General features: G+C 56.7%; 13 protein-coding genes. 2 read left to right on the forward strand and 11 right to left on the reverse strand.

The genetic code is table 11. The features are described 5' to 3' along the window. Positions 1-158: 158 nt before the first annotated feature. The 7 genes from NB063_RS27870 to fucP all read right to left on the reverse strand — a co-directional run bounded on the left by NB063_RS27870 (position 159) and on the right by fucP (position 12282). Positions 159-1955, reverse strand: coding sequence for an alpha-L-fucosidase (locus NB063_RS27870; RefSeq protein ID WP_250932345.1), 1797 nt, complete (start codon positions 1953-1955; stop codon positions 159-161). A gap of 97 nt (positions 1956-2052) precedes the next feature. After that, positions 2053-3345, reverse strand: coding sequence for a class II aldolase/adducin family protein (locus NB063_RS27875; RefSeq protein WP_250932346.1), 1293 nt, complete (start codon positions 3343-3345; stop codon positions 2053-2055). A gap of 169 nt (positions 3346-3514) precedes the next feature. Continuing rightward, on the reverse strand, positions 3515-5899 hold the full coding sequence (locus tag NB063_RS27880; RefSeq protein WP_250932347.1) for a hybrid sensor histidine kinase/response regulator: 2385 nt from the start codon (positions 5897-5899) through the stop codon (positions 3515-3517). A 575-nt stretch (positions 5900-6474) separates the two neighbouring features. Further along, positions 6475-7956 (reverse strand): rhamnulokinase, encoded by a 1482-nt coding sequence (locus NB063_RS27885; RefSeq protein WP_250932348.1) that lies wholly within the window; start codon positions 7954-7956, stop codon positions 6475-6477. Further along, positions 7953-8711, reverse strand: coding sequence for a class II aldolase/adducin family protein (locus NB063_RS27890; RefSeq protein WP_250932349.1), 759 nt, complete (start codon positions 8709-8711; stop codon positions 7953-7955). Before NB063_RS27890 ends, NB063_RS27885 begins: the two co-directional genes overlap by 4 nt. A 93-nt stretch (positions 8712-8804) precedes the next feature. Then, positions 8805-10616, reverse strand: a complete 1812-nt coding sequence (locus NB063_RS27895) for an L-fucose isomerase (protein ID WP_250932350.1) — start codon at positions 10614-10616, stop codon at positions 8805-8807. Positions 10617-10836: 220 nt separating this feature from the next. Then, a complete protein-coding gene (gene fucP / locus NB063_RS27900; protein WP_250932351.1) occupies positions 10837-12282 on the reverse strand; it encodes an L-fucose:H+ symporter permease in 1446 nt (481 codons plus the stop codon). A 312-nt stretch (positions 12283-12594) separates the two neighbouring features. On the opposite strand from fucP, the gene NB063_RS27905 reads away from it, so the two are divergent. Both NB063_RS27905 and NB063_RS27910 read left to right on the forward strand, forming a co-directional pair. Then, positions 12595-13779: an AraC family transcriptional regulator gene (locus tag NB063_RS27905; protein ID WP_250932352.1), complete on the forward strand. Its 1185-nt coding sequence runs from the start codon at positions 12595-12597 to the stop codon at positions 13777-13779. 80 nt (positions 13780-13859) lie between these two features. After that, on the forward strand, positions 13860-14156 hold the full coding sequence (locus tag NB063_RS27910; RefSeq protein WP_250932353.1) for a sulfatase-like hydrolase/transferase: 297 nt from the start codon (positions 13860-13862) through the stop codon (positions 14154-14156). 864 nt (positions 14157-15020) lie between these two features. On the opposite strand, the gene NB063_RS27915 is transcribed toward NB063_RS27910, so the two are convergent. The 4 genes from NB063_RS27915 to NB063_RS27930 are packed head-to-tail and all read right to left on the reverse strand — an operon-like array spanning position 15021 to position 19244. Beyond that, positions 15021-16259 carry a class I SAM-dependent methyltransferase gene (locus NB063_RS27915; protein WP_250932354.1) on the reverse strand — a complete coding sequence of 413 codons (1239 nt, stop codon included), beginning with the start codon at positions 16257-16259 and terminating at the stop codon, positions 15021-15023. Then, a complete protein-coding gene (locus tag NB063_RS27920; RefSeq protein WP_250932355.1) occupies positions 16256-17494 on the reverse strand; it encodes a GTPase in 1239 nt (412 codons plus the stop codon). Before NB063_RS27920 ends, NB063_RS27915 begins: the two co-directional genes overlap by 4 nt. Next, positions 17491-18234, reverse strand: a complete 744-nt coding sequence (locus NB063_RS27925; RefSeq protein ID WP_322975321.1) for an HAD family hydrolase — start codon at positions 18232-18234, stop codon at positions 17491-17493. The genes NB063_RS27920 and NB063_RS27925 overlap by 4 nt, the downstream gene beginning before the upstream one ends. After that, positions 18231-19244, reverse strand: coding sequence for a 4Fe-4S dicluster domain-containing protein (locus NB063_RS27930; RefSeq protein WP_250932356.1), 1014 nt, complete (start codon positions 19242-19244; stop codon positions 18231-18233). The genes NB063_RS27925 and NB063_RS27930 overlap by 4 nt, the downstream gene beginning before the upstream one ends. Positions 19245-19291 lie beyond the last annotated feature (47 nt).

Raw genomic sequence — 19291 nt, forward strand, 5'->3', positions numbered from 1 at the left:
ATAAATCAACAGGCTGTTAATCCTCATCTGATGCGGCTGATGCAATCGCGAGAGCGTTGGGTGGGACCGGACGGCTTGCGCCGTACCGCTAAGAAGAACCCGAGGCGGTAGGAGTACCGTACGGCTCGCGCCGTACCGCTAGGAAGAGTACGAGGGGATCAGTACGCTGGCGTGAAGTGGATTGCTTTCAGGCTAGCGGTTTCGACTTCGCCTTCGATGCAGTTCACTCCCATTGTGTACCTTCCTGCTTCGGGGAAATTGATCCAGCCGATCGGGAATGTTTGGTAGTTGTGTGATGAATTCTGCTGGTTTTGAATCGCTTCACCACCCTCGATCGCGACTTTCCAGACCAGACGCCCTTCACCGGCGTAGGTCAAGTCGACGTTGTATTCACCTGCCTCGAGCACGTCGATCGTCCAGGACGCTTTGCTGTCCGCTTTCCAGTCGTGAGCGTGAACGATGCCTTTCCATTCGCCGAATTTTTCCATCCAGCGTTTCTCTTCCTTTTTGGCGTTGTTAACGTCGGCAAACTCAACTAGCAATTCGGTCTCGATGCTCGGGTCGATCGCCCAAGTCGGATCGACGTCGGGCTCACCCACCAATTTTAGTTCGACGACTGAAACGAGCTTCTCGGGTGCACGCGGTGGTAGCGTCAGAACGACTGCGTTTCCTTGACGTGTTGAAGTGACCGGTTCCGATTGAGGGGCGTTGAGCAACTCAACGGATTCGATTTCATTTTTCAAATTGGGGAGATAAAGTTTGCCGGACATGGGCCATTCGAACACGCAAAGATATAGCGTGTTGCCACGCCGGGTGACGTCACCCCATGGCAACGCGTGCTCCCAAGGTGAAGCGTCTGCGGCATAAACGACTTGCGGGTATCGACGGATCCATTCGCCGGACATTTCGAGTGTTTTGACGGCGCGTTCAGGCACCGTTCCATCGCCGCGGGGGCCGATGTTGAGCATGTACGTTCCGCCACGGCCGACGCAGGCGAGTAACCGTTTGAGAATTTCACGGGGTGATTTCCAGTACTGGTCGTACCAAGCGTAGGCCCATGAATCGTTCGTTGTGTCGACGCTCTCCCACATCCCTTCGATGTTTTCCCGTGGCACTTCCATATCGCCAAGCGTTTGATAATCGCCGAGTCCGTGACCGGCGCGTCCGGAGACCATCGCGTGCGGTTGGTTCTCGTGGACGACCTCGACGAGTTTTTCAACATAATGTTTGGGCATCTTTCCGGGCGTGTCGAACCACACGATCTCGATCGGTCCGTATTCGGTGGTGATCTCGCGAACTTGTGGCAGACACTTTTTCTCGAAGTAATCGTCGAAGGTGGCACGGTTTCCTTCTTCGTCCACGCCCGGTCCACCACCACCACCGGGAAACGTCCAATCTTGATTGTGCGAGTAGTAGAATCCAAACCCGAGTCCCGCATCCCGGCAGGCTTTGGCGAGTTCCTTCATCGGATCTTTGTTCCAGGGCGTTGAGTCGACGATGTTGAAGTCACACGCCTTGGAGTGGTACATCGCGAAACCGTCATGGTGTTTTGCGGTGATGACGATGTACTTCATGCCGGCATCTTTGGCGATGCGTGCGATTTCGTTGGCATCAAATTTGACCGGGTTGAACGTTCCGGCGAGTTTCTTGTAGCGGGCGATCGGAATGTCGGCCATGCGTTTGTTCATGATCCACTCGCCGATCCCGTAATAGGTTTTCTCGTCGACTTTGTTGCCGAGTTGCGAGTACAGCCCCCAGTGGATGAACATCGCGTAATTGCCTTCATCAAACAGTTGCCCCCGTTCGGCGTTCTCGGCGCGGAGTTTGGTGACGCGATCACCCCACAATTCATCCATGTTCCCGGAACGTTTCTCGGCCGTCTCTTGGCCAAAGGAATTGCAGGGACTCAAAAGCAAGGCGGCGAAGCAAAGTAGCGTTAATTGTCGAAAGGTCATGTTGTATTCCTCGTAGGGGAGATGTTCGCTTGATTTACCAGATGGAGGTGTTCGAAAAGTCGTCCTTGGATGATGACTGCGGACAAAGTGTGTTCGTTTAATTGAGGTTAAAGGCGGAACGCAGTTCGGCGATCACTTCGTCGGGCATCACCGACACGTCGCCGACCGAGCGTGCGTTAATCACGGCTTCGGCGGTTGATTCGAGGACTTCGAGTCGGTCAAAGGCGTCGAGTACGCTTTTGCCGGCGACGACAACCCCGTCGTTTTCCAAGATCGCAGCGGGCGATCGTGTGGAAACGTATTTTGCAATGCTGCCGTCAGCTTGATATTGTACGCCGTAAGGGACATGGTCGACGTCGAGCAAGAACACATAGCTCTCGGGAATCGTTCGTGTATCAAAGACAACGTCCGTGACACTGAACGCGGTCGCGTTGACCGGGTGAGCAAACACGATCGCCTTGACTTCAGGGTCGTTATCATAGATCGCCTGGTGAGCCAGCACCGCGCGACTAGCTTTCTTGCCGAGTTCTTGTCGGCCACGATTGACCAGGACGATATCGTTGACGGTCAGTTCTTCACGATCTTTTTGGGTGGGGGTGATCAGGAACGTGTCTTTGTCCAGGCGAGCTGAAAAGCTGCCCTCGGTACTGATCAACAATCGTTGCCGACAACCGCGACGTAGAAACTCGCATAGTTGCCGACGTAGTTCGCGTTCGGTGGGGAGGGCCGTCTCGGGCTCAAATGTGGGCAAGGCCACACTTCGATCGGCCGCGATGCGGAGTTGCTCGTCATCGAGGTAGCGTGCCTTGCCGATTTGCCGTGCTTTGATCAAGGTTTTTCCGGCGAACTCGAATGCCTCGAATCGTTGAAACGCCGTCGACAAACATTCTCCACCGACGACGACGCCATGGTTTTCTAGGATCACGCTGTCGCATCCTTCGGCGAATGTCGCGGCAATGTTCGCGCCGAGCTGTTCGCTGCCGGGGCACGCGTAGGGGGCAAACCCGACCCGGCCACTGACCGAGTGTGTCTGGTGGAACAGTTTGGTGTTGGGCGCCGATTGACAAATGCTGAATGCCACCAGGGCGACCGGGTGGGCGTGGACGATTGCACGGATGTCAGGTCTCGCTTCGTAGATCGCCTTGTGGAACGGGAACTCGGACGACGGCGGGTGAAGTCCGTCGACGGTTCCATCGGATTTCACACAGACGATGTCGTTTCGCGTGAGATTACCTTTGTCGACGCGTGCGGGAGAAATCCAGATGTCACCGGACTCGTCGCGAATCGAGAGATTCCCGCCCGAGGTCGTGGTCATTCGGTAGCCGTATATGCGGCTCATCGTATGCTTGATTTCGTCGCGGGGATGAATCAATGGACGCGGTTGGGTCATGAGGGAATCCTAACGTTGGTCGGTCACCAAACAACGCGTGGGCGAACAGTCCAGCGGGGCTGGGAGCTCACGCACTTTGTGTGGGCGGGATTTTGGAAAAATCGGGGGAATGAAGTGCGTTGGCAGAACTGGTGGATCTGCGTCACGCTGTACTTACTAGGATACACGCCTACGGAGCCGTCAGGTCAGCGATCGTTTGCAAAACATTTTCTCGGCGGAATGGTTTTGAGATGTAAGCGTCCATTCCCGCATCGAGGCAACGTTGATGATCGGCGGCCATCGCGTGTGCGGTCATGGCGATGATCGGGGTGCGTTTGCCGCTCTCGGATTCTTCTTCGATTTTACGAATTTCCATGGTCGCGTCAAAACCGTCCATTTCGGGCATTTCCACGTCCATCAGGATGAGATCAAACGGCTCGGAGGCGAATTTCTCGACCGCTTCGCGACCGTTCTCGGCGATTGTAATTTGGTGTCCCTGTTCGCTTAATAAGTACGTTGCGACTTTTTGATTGAACAGACTGTCTTCGGCCAACAAGACCCGCAACGGACGTGTTTCGCCGTGTTGACTGTCGCGGTTTGCCTTAACCGGTTCCGCATCCGTCGTCGATTCGTCACGTATGACGGTGGCGACCACGTCGAGCAGCGCCGAATGTCGGATCGGCTTCATCAGGTGCGACTGAATCCCGAGTTCGGACACGCGTTCCAGGTCTTCTTCGCGGATCCCGGTCGTCAGCAAGATGATTTTGATGTGCCGCAAAGCTCCGTCTTCGCGGATGCATTTTGCCAATTCAAAACCATCGCGATCGGGCATGTTGACGTCTGAGAGAACGATTTGAAACGGCTCGCCTGCCTTTTCGGCTCGTCGTAGTTCGTTGAGGGCGATGGTCACGCCCGGTGCGACTCGGGGCTGCATTCCCCATTCTCGGGCGATGTTCGCCAGGATCGTTCGGTTCGTTTCGTTATCGTCCACGATCAGGACGCGGACGGCGTTGACGACAGAGAGCAGATCGTTCTTGAGGCTTTCGGGAGCGTCATGGCCGATCGGGAAATTCACCGAAAACGCGAAACAACTGCCTTGCCCCAATTCACTGGTGACGTCAATCTGGCCGCCCATCATTCGCACGATTCGCAGCGTGATCGCGAGGCCCAGACCGGTACCGCCGAAGCGACGCGTTGTGGACCGATCGACCTGTTCAAATTCTTCGAAAATGACGTCCCGTTTTTCGTCAGGGATACCGATCCCGGTGTCTCGTACGGAGAATCGGAGCGTGACGGTATCGTCTGGCTGACGCTGTGCTTCGATCTTCAGAACCACCTCGCCGACTTCGGTGAATTTGATCGCGTTGCCGACGAGATTAACGAGGACTTGCCGCAGGCGGCTGAAGTCAGCAACGACGCGCTGAGGCACATCGGATGAAATATCCAACGCCAATTCAATGTTTTTATCGTGAGCCCGGACGGCGAGCGATTTCATGACGCCGGCAACAATTTCGCGGATGTCGCCGGGCATCGGATCGAGCTCGACATGGCCCGACTCGATGCGTGAAAAATCGAGTATCTCGTTGAGCAACCCGAGCAACGCTTCGCCGGACTCGAGGATCGTGCTGACTTGATCTTTTTGCGCCGGATCGAGGCGGCTGCTCAAAAGGAGTTCCGACATTCCGATGACGGCGTTCATCGGAGTTCGGATCTCGTGGCTCAGGTTGGCGACAAATTCACTTTTGGCGCGACTGGCGGATTCGGCGGCTTCTTTGGCGAGCACCAAGGCTTCGTTGGCTTCCCACATTTCGGTGATGTCGCGTGACAACCCGAAGGTGCCAACGATCTTTTCGTGGGGATCCCGCATCGGCAGCTTGGTCGTGGCCACCCATGTTTTCGAACCATCGGGCCAGATTGCGTACTCCTCGCGTCCGAGGATTTCTTGGCCGCTCTCCAAGAGACTGAGTTCATCTTCGCGAGCGGCCCGCGCGTAAGCTTCGCGGTGATAGTCGAAGTCGGTCTTTCCGATCGCTTCGCGGGGATCCGAGAGCCCCATTCGCTGCGCCAACGTCCGGCTGATTCGCAAGAACCGACTGTCGAGATCTTTGAAGTAGATGAAATCGGGCAGGTTGTCGAGCAAGGTATGAAACAAGAATTGCTCTTGTTCCAATTCCGCTTGCGCCTCGGTTTGAGCGGTGATATCGAAGAACGCGACCGAGATCCCAAAAAGGTTGTTTTGGGGATCAAAGATCGGGTTCTTGCGAACGTAGACGTTGCGATTGATCGACGCGACCATGTTGAGTTCGATATGTTCGCACGTTCGTCCGGTCTCTAACACACGACGATCGTCGTCGACGTACTTGGCCGCAAGGTCGTGCGGGAACAATTCGAAGTCGGTCTTCCCGATGATCGCTTCGGCGGGCAAACCGAGTAGTTTGCGGGTCTCGCGATTGACGTAGAGAAACCGTCCTTGAACGTCTTTGATGATCAGGTGCAGCGGTAGGTCTTCGACCAACGGACGTAGTAACCACTCGGGAAGCGGTTGTTCGGTCGCGTTTTGGTTTCCAAGTATCACTGCAGACAACTCGCAAGTTTCACGGGAGGGTTAACCGACCGGAAATGCGACAGCGGAGTCGCATGCCGGCCTATCTTCAAAACCGATCGCACTCGGTCCAGGCTAGAGCGTTTTCAATTCGATTGGAGTTGCGAAAAAGTAGTGGTGGCTTCCAGCTGCCTTCGGCTGTGCGTTGGCGTCTGGAAGTCGCCGTCGTTCGTATGTTGGCGGATGGAAGCCACCACTACCTAAAATGTAAGTGATCTAGCTGAACACCGCGACATTGGACGTCGCCGACCCTCTCGGGACATTGATTGTTTTAGTGCTATTATTACCGGACGGCTTGCGCCGTTCCGCTACGATTGAAATCTCGCAGTAAGTAAATCGAGGTCTCGCGAGGGTTCGCAAGCGGATGACGCCCGCAGTTCTCGGTCTCGGAGATACGTTGCTTGTTTGAGTGTTTTTTTAGCGGAACGGCGCGAGCCGTCCGGTCCCGAGTCACCGGACGGCTTGCGCCGTTCCGCTATGATTGAAATCCCGCAGTAAGTAAATCAATGTCCCGAGAGACCGAGCTACGTGACCATTGCACTGTTCGGTTAGGTTGATTCGCGTAGTTTTTCGAATCGCTTCTGCGCTTCGCTCCATTGATCGAAATCGGTTGAATCGAACGTGTCGATCGGAAACGATTGACGTACCAAATCACGCATCGCCGAAAGCGATTCCAGGTCGCCAAGTGCGACCGCTTGGATCAACACATTTCCAATCGCGGTTGCTTCGACCGGCCCCGCCAATACTTTGCGTCCGGTCGCGTTGGCGGCAAATTGATTGAGTAATGCACTCTGGCTACCACCGCCAACGATATGCAAATTCTTGATCGTCCGTCCGGTCAAGCGTTCGATCGTGTCGAGCGTACTCCGATAGAGTAACGCGAGACTTTCGAGGATACATCGTGCAAATTGACCAGGTGATTCGGGAACCGGTTGCTTTGTATCGCGGCAATAGCCTGCGATCGCTTCGGGCATGTCCGCGGGACTCAAGAATCGAGGGTCGTCAGGATCGATCAGGCTACGAAACGGCTCGGCGGCTTCGGCCAGCTTATTGATCTCGGCGTAGTCATATTCGTTGCCCTGACGTAGCCATGCCCTGCGGGATTCTTGGAGCAGCCATAACCCGACGATGTTTTTCAGAAAACGCGTCGTGCCGCCGAAGCCGGCTTCATTGGTGTAGTTGCCTTCCCGAACCGCTTCGTTGATCAACGGCCCCGGCAATTCGACACCGATCAGCGACCACGTGCCTGAACTCAGGTAGGCCCAATCGTCTCCCTCGGCGGCGGGCACGGCAGCCACGGCGGCGCCCGTGTCGTGTGAACAGGTCGCGATCACTTGCGTCCCTTTGAGCCCGGTGTCGTTAGCCAATTCCGCCGTCATCGGACCGAGAGGTGTGCCCGAGGCCACGATCGGAGGGAACAGCCGTTCGGGCAAATTGAACAGACGCAGCAATTCCGCAGACCACGAACCCGTGGTGGGATTGTACATTTGCGTTGTGCTCGCCAAGCTCACTTCGGCGCGGGCAACCCCGGAGAACAGATAGTTCAGGTAGTCGGCAATGTTGAGGAACTGATCGGCAATCCCGAGCACGTCCGGATTGTCTTCGACATCCGCGATCATGTGGTAGAGCGTATTAATCGACATGAACTGGATGCCGGTTTCGGCGAAGATCGTTTCGCGTCCGACCGTTTCAAGGGCCGCCGTGTAACGCTTTTCCGTTCGGGCATCCCGATATTGGTAGGGCGTCGCGAGCAGCGGCTGGCGTTCATTGAATAACGCGTAGTCGACGCCCCATGAATCCACGCTCACCGAGGCGACCGCGATTCCACGAGCGGCAATTTTTTGCAGCCCGGTCTTCAGTTCTTGAAAGATCCCGAGGACATTCCAACGCAGTGAGTTTTGGATACGCGTGGCGCCGGTGGGAAAGCGATGGATTTCTTCGAGGACCAATTTTCCATCGGTGACGCTGCCAAGCATCACGCGACCGCTTTCTGCACCGAGATCACACGCGACGTAGTAACGACTGGTCATAGTTTTAAAGCTCGCTGTCGATAGTGTTCGTCGATCCGGTTGGCGATCCGATCGACGTCTTCATCGGAAAGAAAAACGGGCCCGCCCAAAGCCGCCGCGCCGACGAAAATTTCCGCCGACTTGTGAGCCATCAACATCGCCGCCTTGACCGCTCCCGGTGTTTTTCCGAGCGTGATCAGGCCGTGATTGGCGAGCAGGATCACGCGTGGGGGCGTGCCGAGTTCGTCCATGTATTTCTGTGTCTGTTCGCGAATGACTTGCGAAAGTCGCAACCCTGGATCGGTGTAGGGGACGAAGACCGATCGGGCGCCGCAGCAAACGATTTCGTCCGGAAAGAGTTTCTTCGTGGCGAATTGCTCAGCGATCGGCGAGCAGAGAATCTGGTTCACCGCGATGCTGTGAGTGTGCCCGATGAAGTTGATCCCGGGGAGCGTCAGCAGGTAAGCGTGAAAGAGCGTTTCCACCGACGGTTTCTTGGATTCCGGATCGACGCGGCAGGCGAGCAGGTGATCTTCGATTTCCTGATCCGTCAGGTCGTCCTTATCGAGCATCGGCAGCAACGCGTCAAATCGGCAAGCGACGACGTCGTCTTTGCCGAGCGTTTCCAGGCAACTGCCGCTGGCTTTGACGAGAAACGACTCGTCATCGAGTTTGGCGGACGTGTTGCCCTCGCCCAGGATCGCGAGGTTGCGATCTTCTTGGCCGAGAAAATGAGAGAGTTCGAGCAGGTCTGATTGTGTTTGTGTTGAAGACATTTGCATTCTCTACAGCATGCAGGCCGCGAGCCTGCATTGAGGGAAAGTTCAGTATATTGCAAGATCCCAGGCAGCGTGCCTGGGAGCAGAAGATTAGGCGCGTCCGTAGAGCGGGCCAAAGTTTTCGCAGGCACGGAAGTCAGCGGATTCGATGTTGTCGGTACCAAACGCATTCCACGCACTCGGGCGGAACACGCGTTCGCCGGCGACGTTGTGCATGTAGACCGGGATCCGAAGAATCGACGCCAATGTGATGAACAGGTGACCGACATGTCCCGCTGTCATCACGCAGTGGTTTGCACCCCAGGAGTTCATCACGTCGTAGGTGGATGTGAACGCTCCACGCCCGGTGACGATGGGGGCGAACCACGTCGTCGGCCAAGTCGGGTTGGTCCGCAAATCCAATGTGTCATGGACGTTCTTGGGCAGTTCAACCGTGTAACCTTCGGCAATTTGCAGAGCCGGTCCGAGTCCGGAGACAAGGTTGATCCGGGTCATCGTCGCGGGCATTCCTCCGAGGGTGGCAAAGCGGCTGCTCATGCCGCCGCCTGGGAAATACTCCGTGATCGAAGGGTGCCAAGTGGTGGCTTTAAGACACGCGTCGACTTCTTCGTCGGTGATGTCCCAGAATGGTTTCATCGTCGGATTGCCGTCGGCATCTTTTTGCTGTCCGGTGCCGTCGAGCGTCGCGGGGCCTGAGTTGATCAGGTGCAAGAGTCCGTCCGCTGCGACTCCATCGAGTTGATAGCCGTCACATGCCGAGGCAACGGCATCGGGGCTCCAGTAGGTTCGAAGGTCGGCGAAGACTTGACCGGTGTTGGTGAGCAGGTGCCCGAACAACATGGTGGCGGCGTTCAAACCGTCGTTTTCGGTCGCGACGATGTAAGGAGTCCGTTTGCCATTCCAGTCAAACGACGTGTTGAGGATCGCTTCCATGAAATCGCCGTTGGGGAAGTGGTCCGTCCATTGACGCTGACCTTGGAAGCCCGATGCGATCGCTTGGTGACCTTGGGCTTGTTCCTTGAGCCCCATTTCGGCCAATTTCGGATTGCCGACCATCAGGTCGCGTGCGATCAACACCATCTTCACGCAGTCTTCCCACTCGCTATCGAGTTGCTCGCGTGAGCGTTTGGTGTCGTCGCTGTTGTAATCTTTCCCTTCGGGGCAATTTTCTTTGACCCAAGCCAAAGCCTTTTCGTATTCAGCGGCATCGTATTGGCCTTTGTTCATCCGGCCGATGAACTCGCTCATGTCGATGTCTTCGACCCGCATGCCGAGCCATTTTTCCCAGAAATCGTAGTTCAACATCGAACCGGCGATGCCCATCGAGGTGCCACCCATCGACAGGTAGGCTTTGCCTTTCATCAATGCCGCGGCGAGACCGCAGCGGGCAAAGTCCAAGATTTTTGCGGTGACGTCGGCGGGCATCGTGGACGTGCCGGCTTCTTGCACGTCGCGGCCGTAGATGCCGAACGCGGGGATGCCTTTTTGCGTGTGTCCGGCCAAAACCGCAGCGAGATAAACGGCGCCGGGACGTTCCGTTCCGTTGAACCCGAAGACGGCTTTGGGACGCAGCGGATCCATGTCCATCGTTTCCGAACCATAGCACCAGCAAGGTGTTACGGTCAGCGACACGCCGACGTTTTCGCGGCGAAACAGTGCGTCGCACTCAGCGGCTTCGGCAACTCCGCCGATGCACGACTCCGAGATCACGCACTCAACGGGATCCCCATTGGGATATCGAACGTTGGACGCAATCAACTCGGCAACGGTCTTTGCCAAGTTCATCGTTTGGTCTTCGAGTGATTCGCGGACTCCGCCGAGACGCCCGTCGATGGTCGGACGAATGCCGATTTTGGGTAGGTCACCCTTCCAGATCGTCGGTGAGGAGTTGTTGCTGGACATGGAACTATTTCCTTTCAGGTTTTCCGTTGTGAGGACCGCTGCGAACGAATCTAAAAATTGTCAGCAACAGGGACGGCGTGAGGAGAGAAAAGGTTTGGGGACATCTGGTTTACGACCGAGTGGAATTCAGCTGCGGTTGTCGAGTTCGGCAAGAGCCTACCGCGTAAAGAACGCGGAAGAATGCGATTACCAGATCGGACAGTCATCTTCCGCTGGATCATTAGCTGGCGATAACGGGTGCCGCTTGTTTGCGACGCAGTAGGTAGACCGAGAAACCGAAGATCGCGATGACAATGAAGCAAATCAAAGGCAAGAAGAACGAAACGCGTACCGACTCGAGTGCTTGACCGGCGATCGTCATCCCTTCGCCGTCGATCATCGCACCTTGATAGCGAGGCATGAATGCACCACCGACGATTGCGAAAATCAAACCGGCCGAGCCCAGCTTGGCATCATTTGGTGACAGACCATTGAGTGCGATGCCGTAAATCGTTGGGAACATCAACGACATGCACGCCGAGACTCCGATCAGGCAATACAGCCCCGTCATGCCTTGCAGGAAGATTGCTCCGGCGGTGAGCAATCCGCCGCCGATCGCGAGAATGCCGAGTAGCAACCCGGGCTGCATGAACTTCAGGATAAACGTGCAGATGAAGCGACTGACCAAGAAGATGATCATTGCGACAATGTTGGCATTCTGAGCTTGCGAAGCGCTGAGACCGACCAACGTCATCCCGTAGTGGATGACGAAGGTCCAACACATGATTTGGGCACCGACATAGAACGTTTGCGCGATCACGCCGCCGACGTATTGCCAATTGGTAAGGAGGTTTTTCATCAAGACGGCGATGTGAATTTCTTCTTCCTCATGGCCCGTATCAGGCAATTTGGTGACCACGAATAGCACCAACACTGCCAAGACGATGAACGCGATCACGACGTACGGAGTTTTCACAACATCCAAATCGTGAGCCATCATCGCTTGGCGAGCCTCGGGTTCCGCCACGGCGTGTTCTTCCATCGCAACGGTGATCAGTCCATCCACTTCGCTGGGCAACATGGTTGCGTACTCGGGGTGAGCGGCCAACTCGGAAGCTCGGAAGTCGGCAACTTGAAGACCAGGCAGAATAAACGTGCTGGCGACGATCATGCCGGTTAGCGACCCCATCGGGTTAAACGCTTGAGCCAAATTCAATCGCTGAGTCGCGGTTTCCCGCGGGCCCATCGACAAGATGTAAGGGTTTGCGGTGGTTTCCAAGAACGCGAGACCAAAGGTCAGCACGTAAAAACCGACGAGGAAGACGTTGAAGTCCATCATCATGCTGGCGGGAATCGTCAACAGTGCACCGATCGCATAGAGCGTCAGGCCGATGATAATGCCCGACTTGTAGGACACTTTGCGGATCACCAAAGCCGCCGGGATTGCCATGGTTGCGTAGCCGCCATAGAACGCCCACTGAACCAAACTGCTCTGGGCGTTGCTAATCAAGAAGATTTCTTTGAACGCTCGGACCAACGGGTTGGTAATATCGTTGGCGAATCCCCATAACGCAAAGAGCGTTGTGACCAGAATGAAGGGGAACAGGTATTGGCTCGGAACCACGGCGGCTTTCGAACCGGTTGATTGCTCGGTATCAGCAATCGCGGGAGAGTCTTCTGAATGCATGATTGCGACGACTAAAAGAATTCGAAAAAAGGAACAATATCGCGGGCACGCGACACGTGGGGAGGCGTTCATTTCCTTGAATCTTGACGAGCTCCGCCTGCGCTCCTTCAAGGTTAAGGATCACGTTGTTCAGCGGGAGTGTGTGTGACGTTTCGCCGCAAACTGCCTTCCGCTGAGCATCGCAAAGGAATAAAATGCGTCTTCCTTTGGCACCTTGGGGCTAGATAATAGCGAAATAATCCCCCTCGCTGGGAACAAAACGCGACACAAAATTAATCTTTTGCGTCAGCTAGAATGCTTTCGGATAAACTCATGAAACCTAAATCACGTCCCCGAATCGCGTTGCTCGTCGAGGCATCTCGCGCCTATGGACGTGAACTTCTTCGCGGCGTCGCTCTTTTTGCCCGCACGCAGGTGGATTGGTCGTTGCTGCATCAAGAAATGACACTCGATTCGGCGTTCCCGGACTGGATTTCGAGTGCACGAGTCAGTGGTGTGATCGCCCGCGTCGATCTGCACACGATCGATCCGTTACGCAAGCTTAACGTGCCGATCGTCGACGTGCGCTGCAATCGCAAGTTCGATGGGATTCCACAAGTCGAGACGGATAATAAGAAAGTCGCCGAGTTGGCGTTCGAGCATCTTTGGGATCGTGGCTTTCGTCGGTTCGCATTTTGCGGGTTTCGTTTCGCGTCCTACTCCGACGCACGGTTGCGATACTTCCGTGAACTCGTTGCGGCATCCGGCTGCACGCTGTCGGTGTATGAGTCGAAAGGGAAACCGAGCAGTTCGTTGACGATGCTCGAGGAAGCAGGCTTGGTCGACTTTGAGCCGTTGTCCAAGTGGCTGGCAACGTTGCAGCGTCCGACGGGGCTGTTTGTTTGCAACGACATTCGAGGGCAACAGGTTCTCAACGCGTGCCGAAATATTGAAGCGTCGGTTCCTGATGACATCGGCGTCATCGGGGTCGATGATGACGACGCGATCTGTCTGCTTTGTGATCCGACTTTATCGAGCGTTCGGCCAGACGCGGTTCGCGTCGGGTATCGGGCGGGAGAAATCTTGCACCAGATGCTCTCGGGTTTACAGCCTGAAGAACAAATCGAGTACATCTCGCCGACGTCGGTGTGCGAACGTTTTTCGACCAAAGTGATTGCGGTCGACGACGTCGAATTGGCGCGGGTATGCCGTTTCATTCGCCAACATGCTTGTGACGGAATCAATGTCGGCGACGTCGCGGAATTCACGACTCTCTCACGCCGACAGCTCGAACGTCGTTGCCAAGAAGAATTAGACCAGACGCTGCACCAATTGATCACCGCGACTCAAATCGCACGTGTCAAACAGCTGCTCACTGAAACCAAGATGACACTCGAGCAGATCACGCACCGGACGGGATACAGCCATAAGGAACGATTGAGTGCGGTGTTCAAACGGGAAACGGGACAGACTCCCGGTGAGTACCGCAGCCAAAATGCCAAACCGCCCGCTCCGTAGTTGTCGCGACGAGACGTGGCAATTGGCGGATTCCCCCGCTTGATTCTTCGCACATGGTGACACGTCGGCGACGAGGTGGGGTGAGTGGTCCCAAAACACCCAACTTCGACCAGATGGCGAGCGAGGGGATGAAGTTTACGGATTCCTATGTCGGCTGCGCCGTCTGCTCGGGCTCTCGAACGTCGCTACTCACAGGGTGTCATTACCAACGATTGAGCATGGATGCGGTTTTGTTTCCTCATAGTAACAAGGGGCTGCAGCCGGACGAGACGACTCTTACAGACATGTTAAGAACCGCGGGATACGAGACCGCCTGTGTGGGCAAATGGCATCTCGTATCTGCCTGGAAAGTGGCAGCGGCGTTGGTGTGCGACTAGGCCCGGAGGGCCGATACAGTCCATGCCGGTGGCGCGAGCCACCGGTGTTGTTAGCGGGCATGCGTTTGAGGCCTGGAGGGCCGGCACAAACTCCATTGTGTCGGCCCTTCAGGCCTCGCTTGACTTAACCGAATTCTTTACCGGGCCTTCGCAGGCCCGGCATTGGTTGTGCCGGCCCGCTGGGCCTCGTGGCGGCGTGGTCTAGAGGGTGGAACCTTTCGTGTCTGGTCGGCAAGTGACAGCGGCGTTTGTGCGCGACTAGGCCCGGAGGGCCGATACAAACCGTGCCGGTGGCGCAAGTCACCGGTGTTGATAGCGGGAAAGCGTTTGAGGCCTGGAGGGCCGGTACAAACTCCATTGTGTCGGCCCTTCAGGCCTCGGTTGACTGAACCGAATCTGTACCGGGCCTTCGCAGGCCCGGCATTGGTTGTACCGGCCCGCTGGGCCTCGTGTCGGCGTGATCTAGAGAGCGGCATCTCGTTTATGCCCGGCAAGTGCCTGCGGCGTTGGTGTGTGACTAGGCCCGGAGGGCCGATACAGCCCATGCCGGTGGCGCGAGCCACCGGTGTTGTTAGTGGGCATGCGTTTGAGGCCTGGAGGGCCGATACAAACTCCATTGTGTCGGCCCTTCAGGCCTCGCGTGATTGAATCGGATCTGTACCGGGCCTTTGCAGGCCCGGCATTGGTTGTACCGGCCCGCTGGGCCTCCTGACGGCGTGAGATCTAGAGAGCGGCATCTCGTGTCTGCCCCGGCAAGTGCCTGCGGCGTTGGTGTGCGACTAGGCCCGGAGGGCCGATACAACCCATGCCGGTGGCGCGAGCCAGCGGTGTTGAGCAACGCACAAGTTCCCAAGATGAAGAGCATTAAACGCTTGCGATCGGCTCGGTGATGGCGGCGAAGGTTCTTTTGCCGTCACGTCCGATCCAGAGACCGAGCGGCGTGTCGCCACAGCTCTTCATCCGGCGACCTAACTGCGTGGGATCGAGGTCACTGCCGCGGACTTTTATCAATTCTGGGTGCGCTTTGCGAGTGCGAAAACATCGGCGCAATTTTCGATCGTCGCAACCGACGACTTCGATCACGCGTGCGGCCATCGCCATCGACCCCCAGTCACTCATTTGTTCGAGTGAATCGCACGTCAAGAATCCGCTCGCCGATCCGACGACTCGTCCGCCGATCTCTCGTGCAAACGATGTGGTTAATCCTGCGGCACGTATCGATGCATCGGGATCGATGATCCACTCCCCGATCCCCGCCCCGGACGAATTGGGAACCGAGGTATCTTCCGCGGGTGCGGCAAAGACGTGAGGGATTCTGTTGCGCAAAGCGATTGCCGATCGTTGGCCAGGGCGTAAGCCATGCTCGAGCATCCAAGGATTGTCGAAGAGTTCACCGTAAATTGCTGTCTGTTCCCGAACGCTGCCCGATGCGGAAATCCAGGTTCGATGGAGGTCGGCGGTTTGGTCGTCGGAAAGCTGTGTGGCCGGGGCGAGCTTGATTAATCCGCCCCGTGTCAACTTCGCGAGTTCCGTGACGCGAGACCAGTCAGGAACTAAATCGTTGGCGTCCGTGTGGCGTTGTCCATCGGCGCGTCGGTCGGGATCGACATGGAGGTAGGTGGCACCAGCGATCAGGTCGGCCGACGTAGCGACAGTTACGTCGAGAGTACGAAGTTCTGCACTCACTCGGGCGACCTGTAAATTCGCCGCCGTGAATGCGAGCACATCGGGATCGAAATCAACGCCTGTCACGGGGCCGCGTTTGGCGAGTGCGATCAAGTCACTTCCCAAGCCACAGCAGAGGTCCGCGACGGGGCGATCTCCCATCCAAGAGGCCTTGAGGCTCGCGACGCAGTGATGCGTCGATTGCTGGAGTCCACGGCGTGTCACCCACCACGCGTCCTGTTGGTTCGCCGCCTCACCGAACGTGCGTTTCGCTTTTACCTGCAGCGAAGCGATGTCGATTAAGACGGCACGTTGAGCGGACGTGATCGTGTCCTGGTTTGCCTTGCTGCTCGGATCGTTGCTGAGTTCGTTCAGTCGGGCTTGAAGGGTGTCGGTGATCTCGCCGAGGGCGTGATGCGAATAGGATGTATCGCTCATTCGCTAGGCTCGCTTCCGCTGCGCAGGCCTAGCAAACAATCCAACGCGGTATGTAAGTCAGTCGCGTGCGTCAAGCGTTTAAGCCAGTTGATTTGTCGAGGCACGATCGGGATTGGCGTGGAAGCGAGGTCGAATTCATCGGGGCGAAGTGTTGCGACGATCGATCGCATGAACGCTACGATGCCACTTGTTTGACCGTGCGAATCGTCGGCGACCGTGGTCAGCCAGTTGGATGCATAGAGCGATCTTTGCGTATCGCTTTCGAGCCGGTCGGCTTTGTTGAGCACGGACAACGTCGGCACATCGCTGTTGTGCAATCGGATGGTTTTCAAGATGTCATCGGCGTGAGTAACCGTATCGGGATCGACCACCATGACGACTAGGTCCGCTCCCGCGATCGCCAATGACCCGCGACGGATGCCTTCTTGTTCAATCACGTCGCCACCGGCGCGAATGCCAGCGGTGTCTCCGAGGCGGATGGCGAGTCCGTCAATGACGGTGTCGCAGTCCACGACGTCACGCGTCGTGCCCGCGGCATCGTGCGTGATACTGCGTCCATAGCCTACGATTTGATTGACTAGGCTGCTCTTGCCAACGTTGGGCGGTCCCGCCAGGACAACGCGGTACGGTGTGGTGAGATGTAAACCGATTGATCGACGCCCCAGTATTTCGGCCGCCGACGAGATCAGTTCGTCGAGTGTTTGGGAATGTGTCTGGTTTTCATCACGTTGAAGTTGGTTCTTGATTCTGTCAATCCAATCGCTTGTCCAATTGAGCAAACAACCGCGGGTTTGGGCGAGTGCGATCGCCGCATTTCGCTGGGTCGTGCAAGCCGCCAGCACCCATTGAGCTTCCGCAATGAGTGGTTCAAAAGGTCCATCGCCGGACGGAACGCTCACGCGGGCGAATTCCGCCGATTCGACTTCGACGGCGCCGAGTTGCACGAGCGACGTGATGATCCGTCTGACCGCGGCGGAACCGCCATGGCCGTGGATTTCAAAATGGGTTTTGCCTAGTGGCGTCAGGACGACAGACTCACCTTCGGCGGCTAAGTTTTCGATCGCGTCTGCGGCCTGCCAAGTTCCATAGCGGATCTGGCCTGGATTCCACGGGGCATTCGTCGCCGCGCGAAAGCATTTCCTGACCCACTTTTCCGCTTCTGGCCCCGCGACGCTGACCACAGCGACTGCGGAACGACCTACGGCGGTGATGCGACTGACATAAGTCTCGCTCATGGGCGAGTGGGCTGCGCAGTTGACGACGCAGGCAATTCCTTGCTCGACGATTCCGGCAGCATTTCCCACAACCGCGGGTCACTCAGCGATTGGGCTATCAGATGCACGCCATCGAACGCTTGGTCGCGGGTGTGTTCGTTGGGGACCGCAACCGTAATCGCACCTGCCGCGACCGCCGCCGCGGCGCCGTTGCCGCTGTCTTCGAGTACGAGCATGTTGTCCGGCGAGATCGACATCGCCGAGGCCGCTTTGAGGTACATCTCGGGATGTGGTTTGCCATGCGTGACGTCGTCGCCGGTTAACACAAACGCGAGCTGATCGTGCCACTGGGTGGTTGGGAGAATCATCTCGACAAATTGTCGTTGGCTGCTGGTGGCGACTCCAAAAGGGACACCGCTGTCACGAAGGCGCTGCATCCATTGATCGAGCTGCGGCATTGGCCGCAAATGTTCGAGTAATAGCTCGCCGTAAACCGTGTTCGATTCCGCCAGCAGTTCATCGGGCGCGTCGTCGAGTTGATGGAATGCGATCATTTCTGCGATCGCACTTAAACCGACTCGGCCCATCATTCGTGTTTGCAATTCATTGCTGAACCGATATCCGCGCCGCTGCAGCACGACATCGCCGACACGGAAATAGATGCGTTCGGTGTCGAACAGCAACCCGTCCATGTCGAGCGCCACACCGTGAATCTTTCGATGCAGTTCGTTTGTCGGGTCCGTTTCGTTGGGGCGGGTCAAAGGTCCATCTCATCGAGAGAGTCGACGAGCCGATCGAGCTCGTCTTTGGGTTGATTCTGGCGTGAAGCTTGCCGTTTTTTTAAACGTTCGTCGATTCCGACTGTGCCACGTCCGGCCAGCAGTAATTGTTCGTCCCGTTCGCGAGCGGCGGTTGCGATCGGGTCATCGCCTGTGGCGGGAGCACCGAACAACTGCGACAGGTCGATTTTGAAACCCTCGTCGCCTTCGGTTTCCGCGCCCGCGATCGCCGGGGCTTTGTGTTGTGGGAAGATGATCGCGTTCTCGGGGCACACACGACTGCAGGCGGGACAGCCCTTACGACAATTGTCGGGCTGTTCGACCATGATGCTTTCGACACCATCGACGCCGTAAACACCGAACAAGCAAAAGTCGACGCACTCCATGCAGTTCGTGCAGCGGCTGTAATCGATCACCGGATACCAGCGACGACCGGTCGCTTCGTCGACCGATTCGATCTTGCCACCGACGATTGGCAGTGCTCGCGAATCAGCTGGCTCGGAATCGAGGCCGAGAATGCGGTAAATTTCAGCGACGAATTCCGTGGTGTCTTCCGACGATTTCAGATCGATGCAGAAGATCTTGCGATCGGGGCGCGGGTACAGATCCGTCATCCGAACGGTGGAGTCGGCGGCGTCCGCAGATTGCTGTTCCCCCAGTGTTGACTCCGCGTCATCTTCGTCCGAGTCGTCATTCCCCAGCAGCACTTTGCCGACATTGCCGCCGACGCCATTTCGATCGAGCACCCAGTGGGCGGCACGCGGGAAGATCCAGCTCGCGAGGATCACGTCTCCTTCGATCGCACGCAGACGATTGATCGACTCGCCGTTTTTCGGCAAATCATAAAGGTGCGGGACAATTACGACATCGAGATCCGCGATCTTGCCAGCGGCATCCGCAATCGCTTGTTCCAACGCCCGTTTCGCCGGATTGCGAGACTGGCCTTTGGAGACGACGAGTGTACAGGATCGAATCTTCTCGGCGAGAATCATGACGCGGTCAGCGGGATTTGGGGAAGGATTCCAGTGCCTACTATCCT

It is taken from the genome of Aporhodopirellula aestuarii (assembly GCF_023701485.1).
Lineage (GTDB): Bacteria > Planctomycetota > Planctomycetia > Pirellulales > Pirellulaceae > Rhodopirellula > Rhodopirellula aestuarii.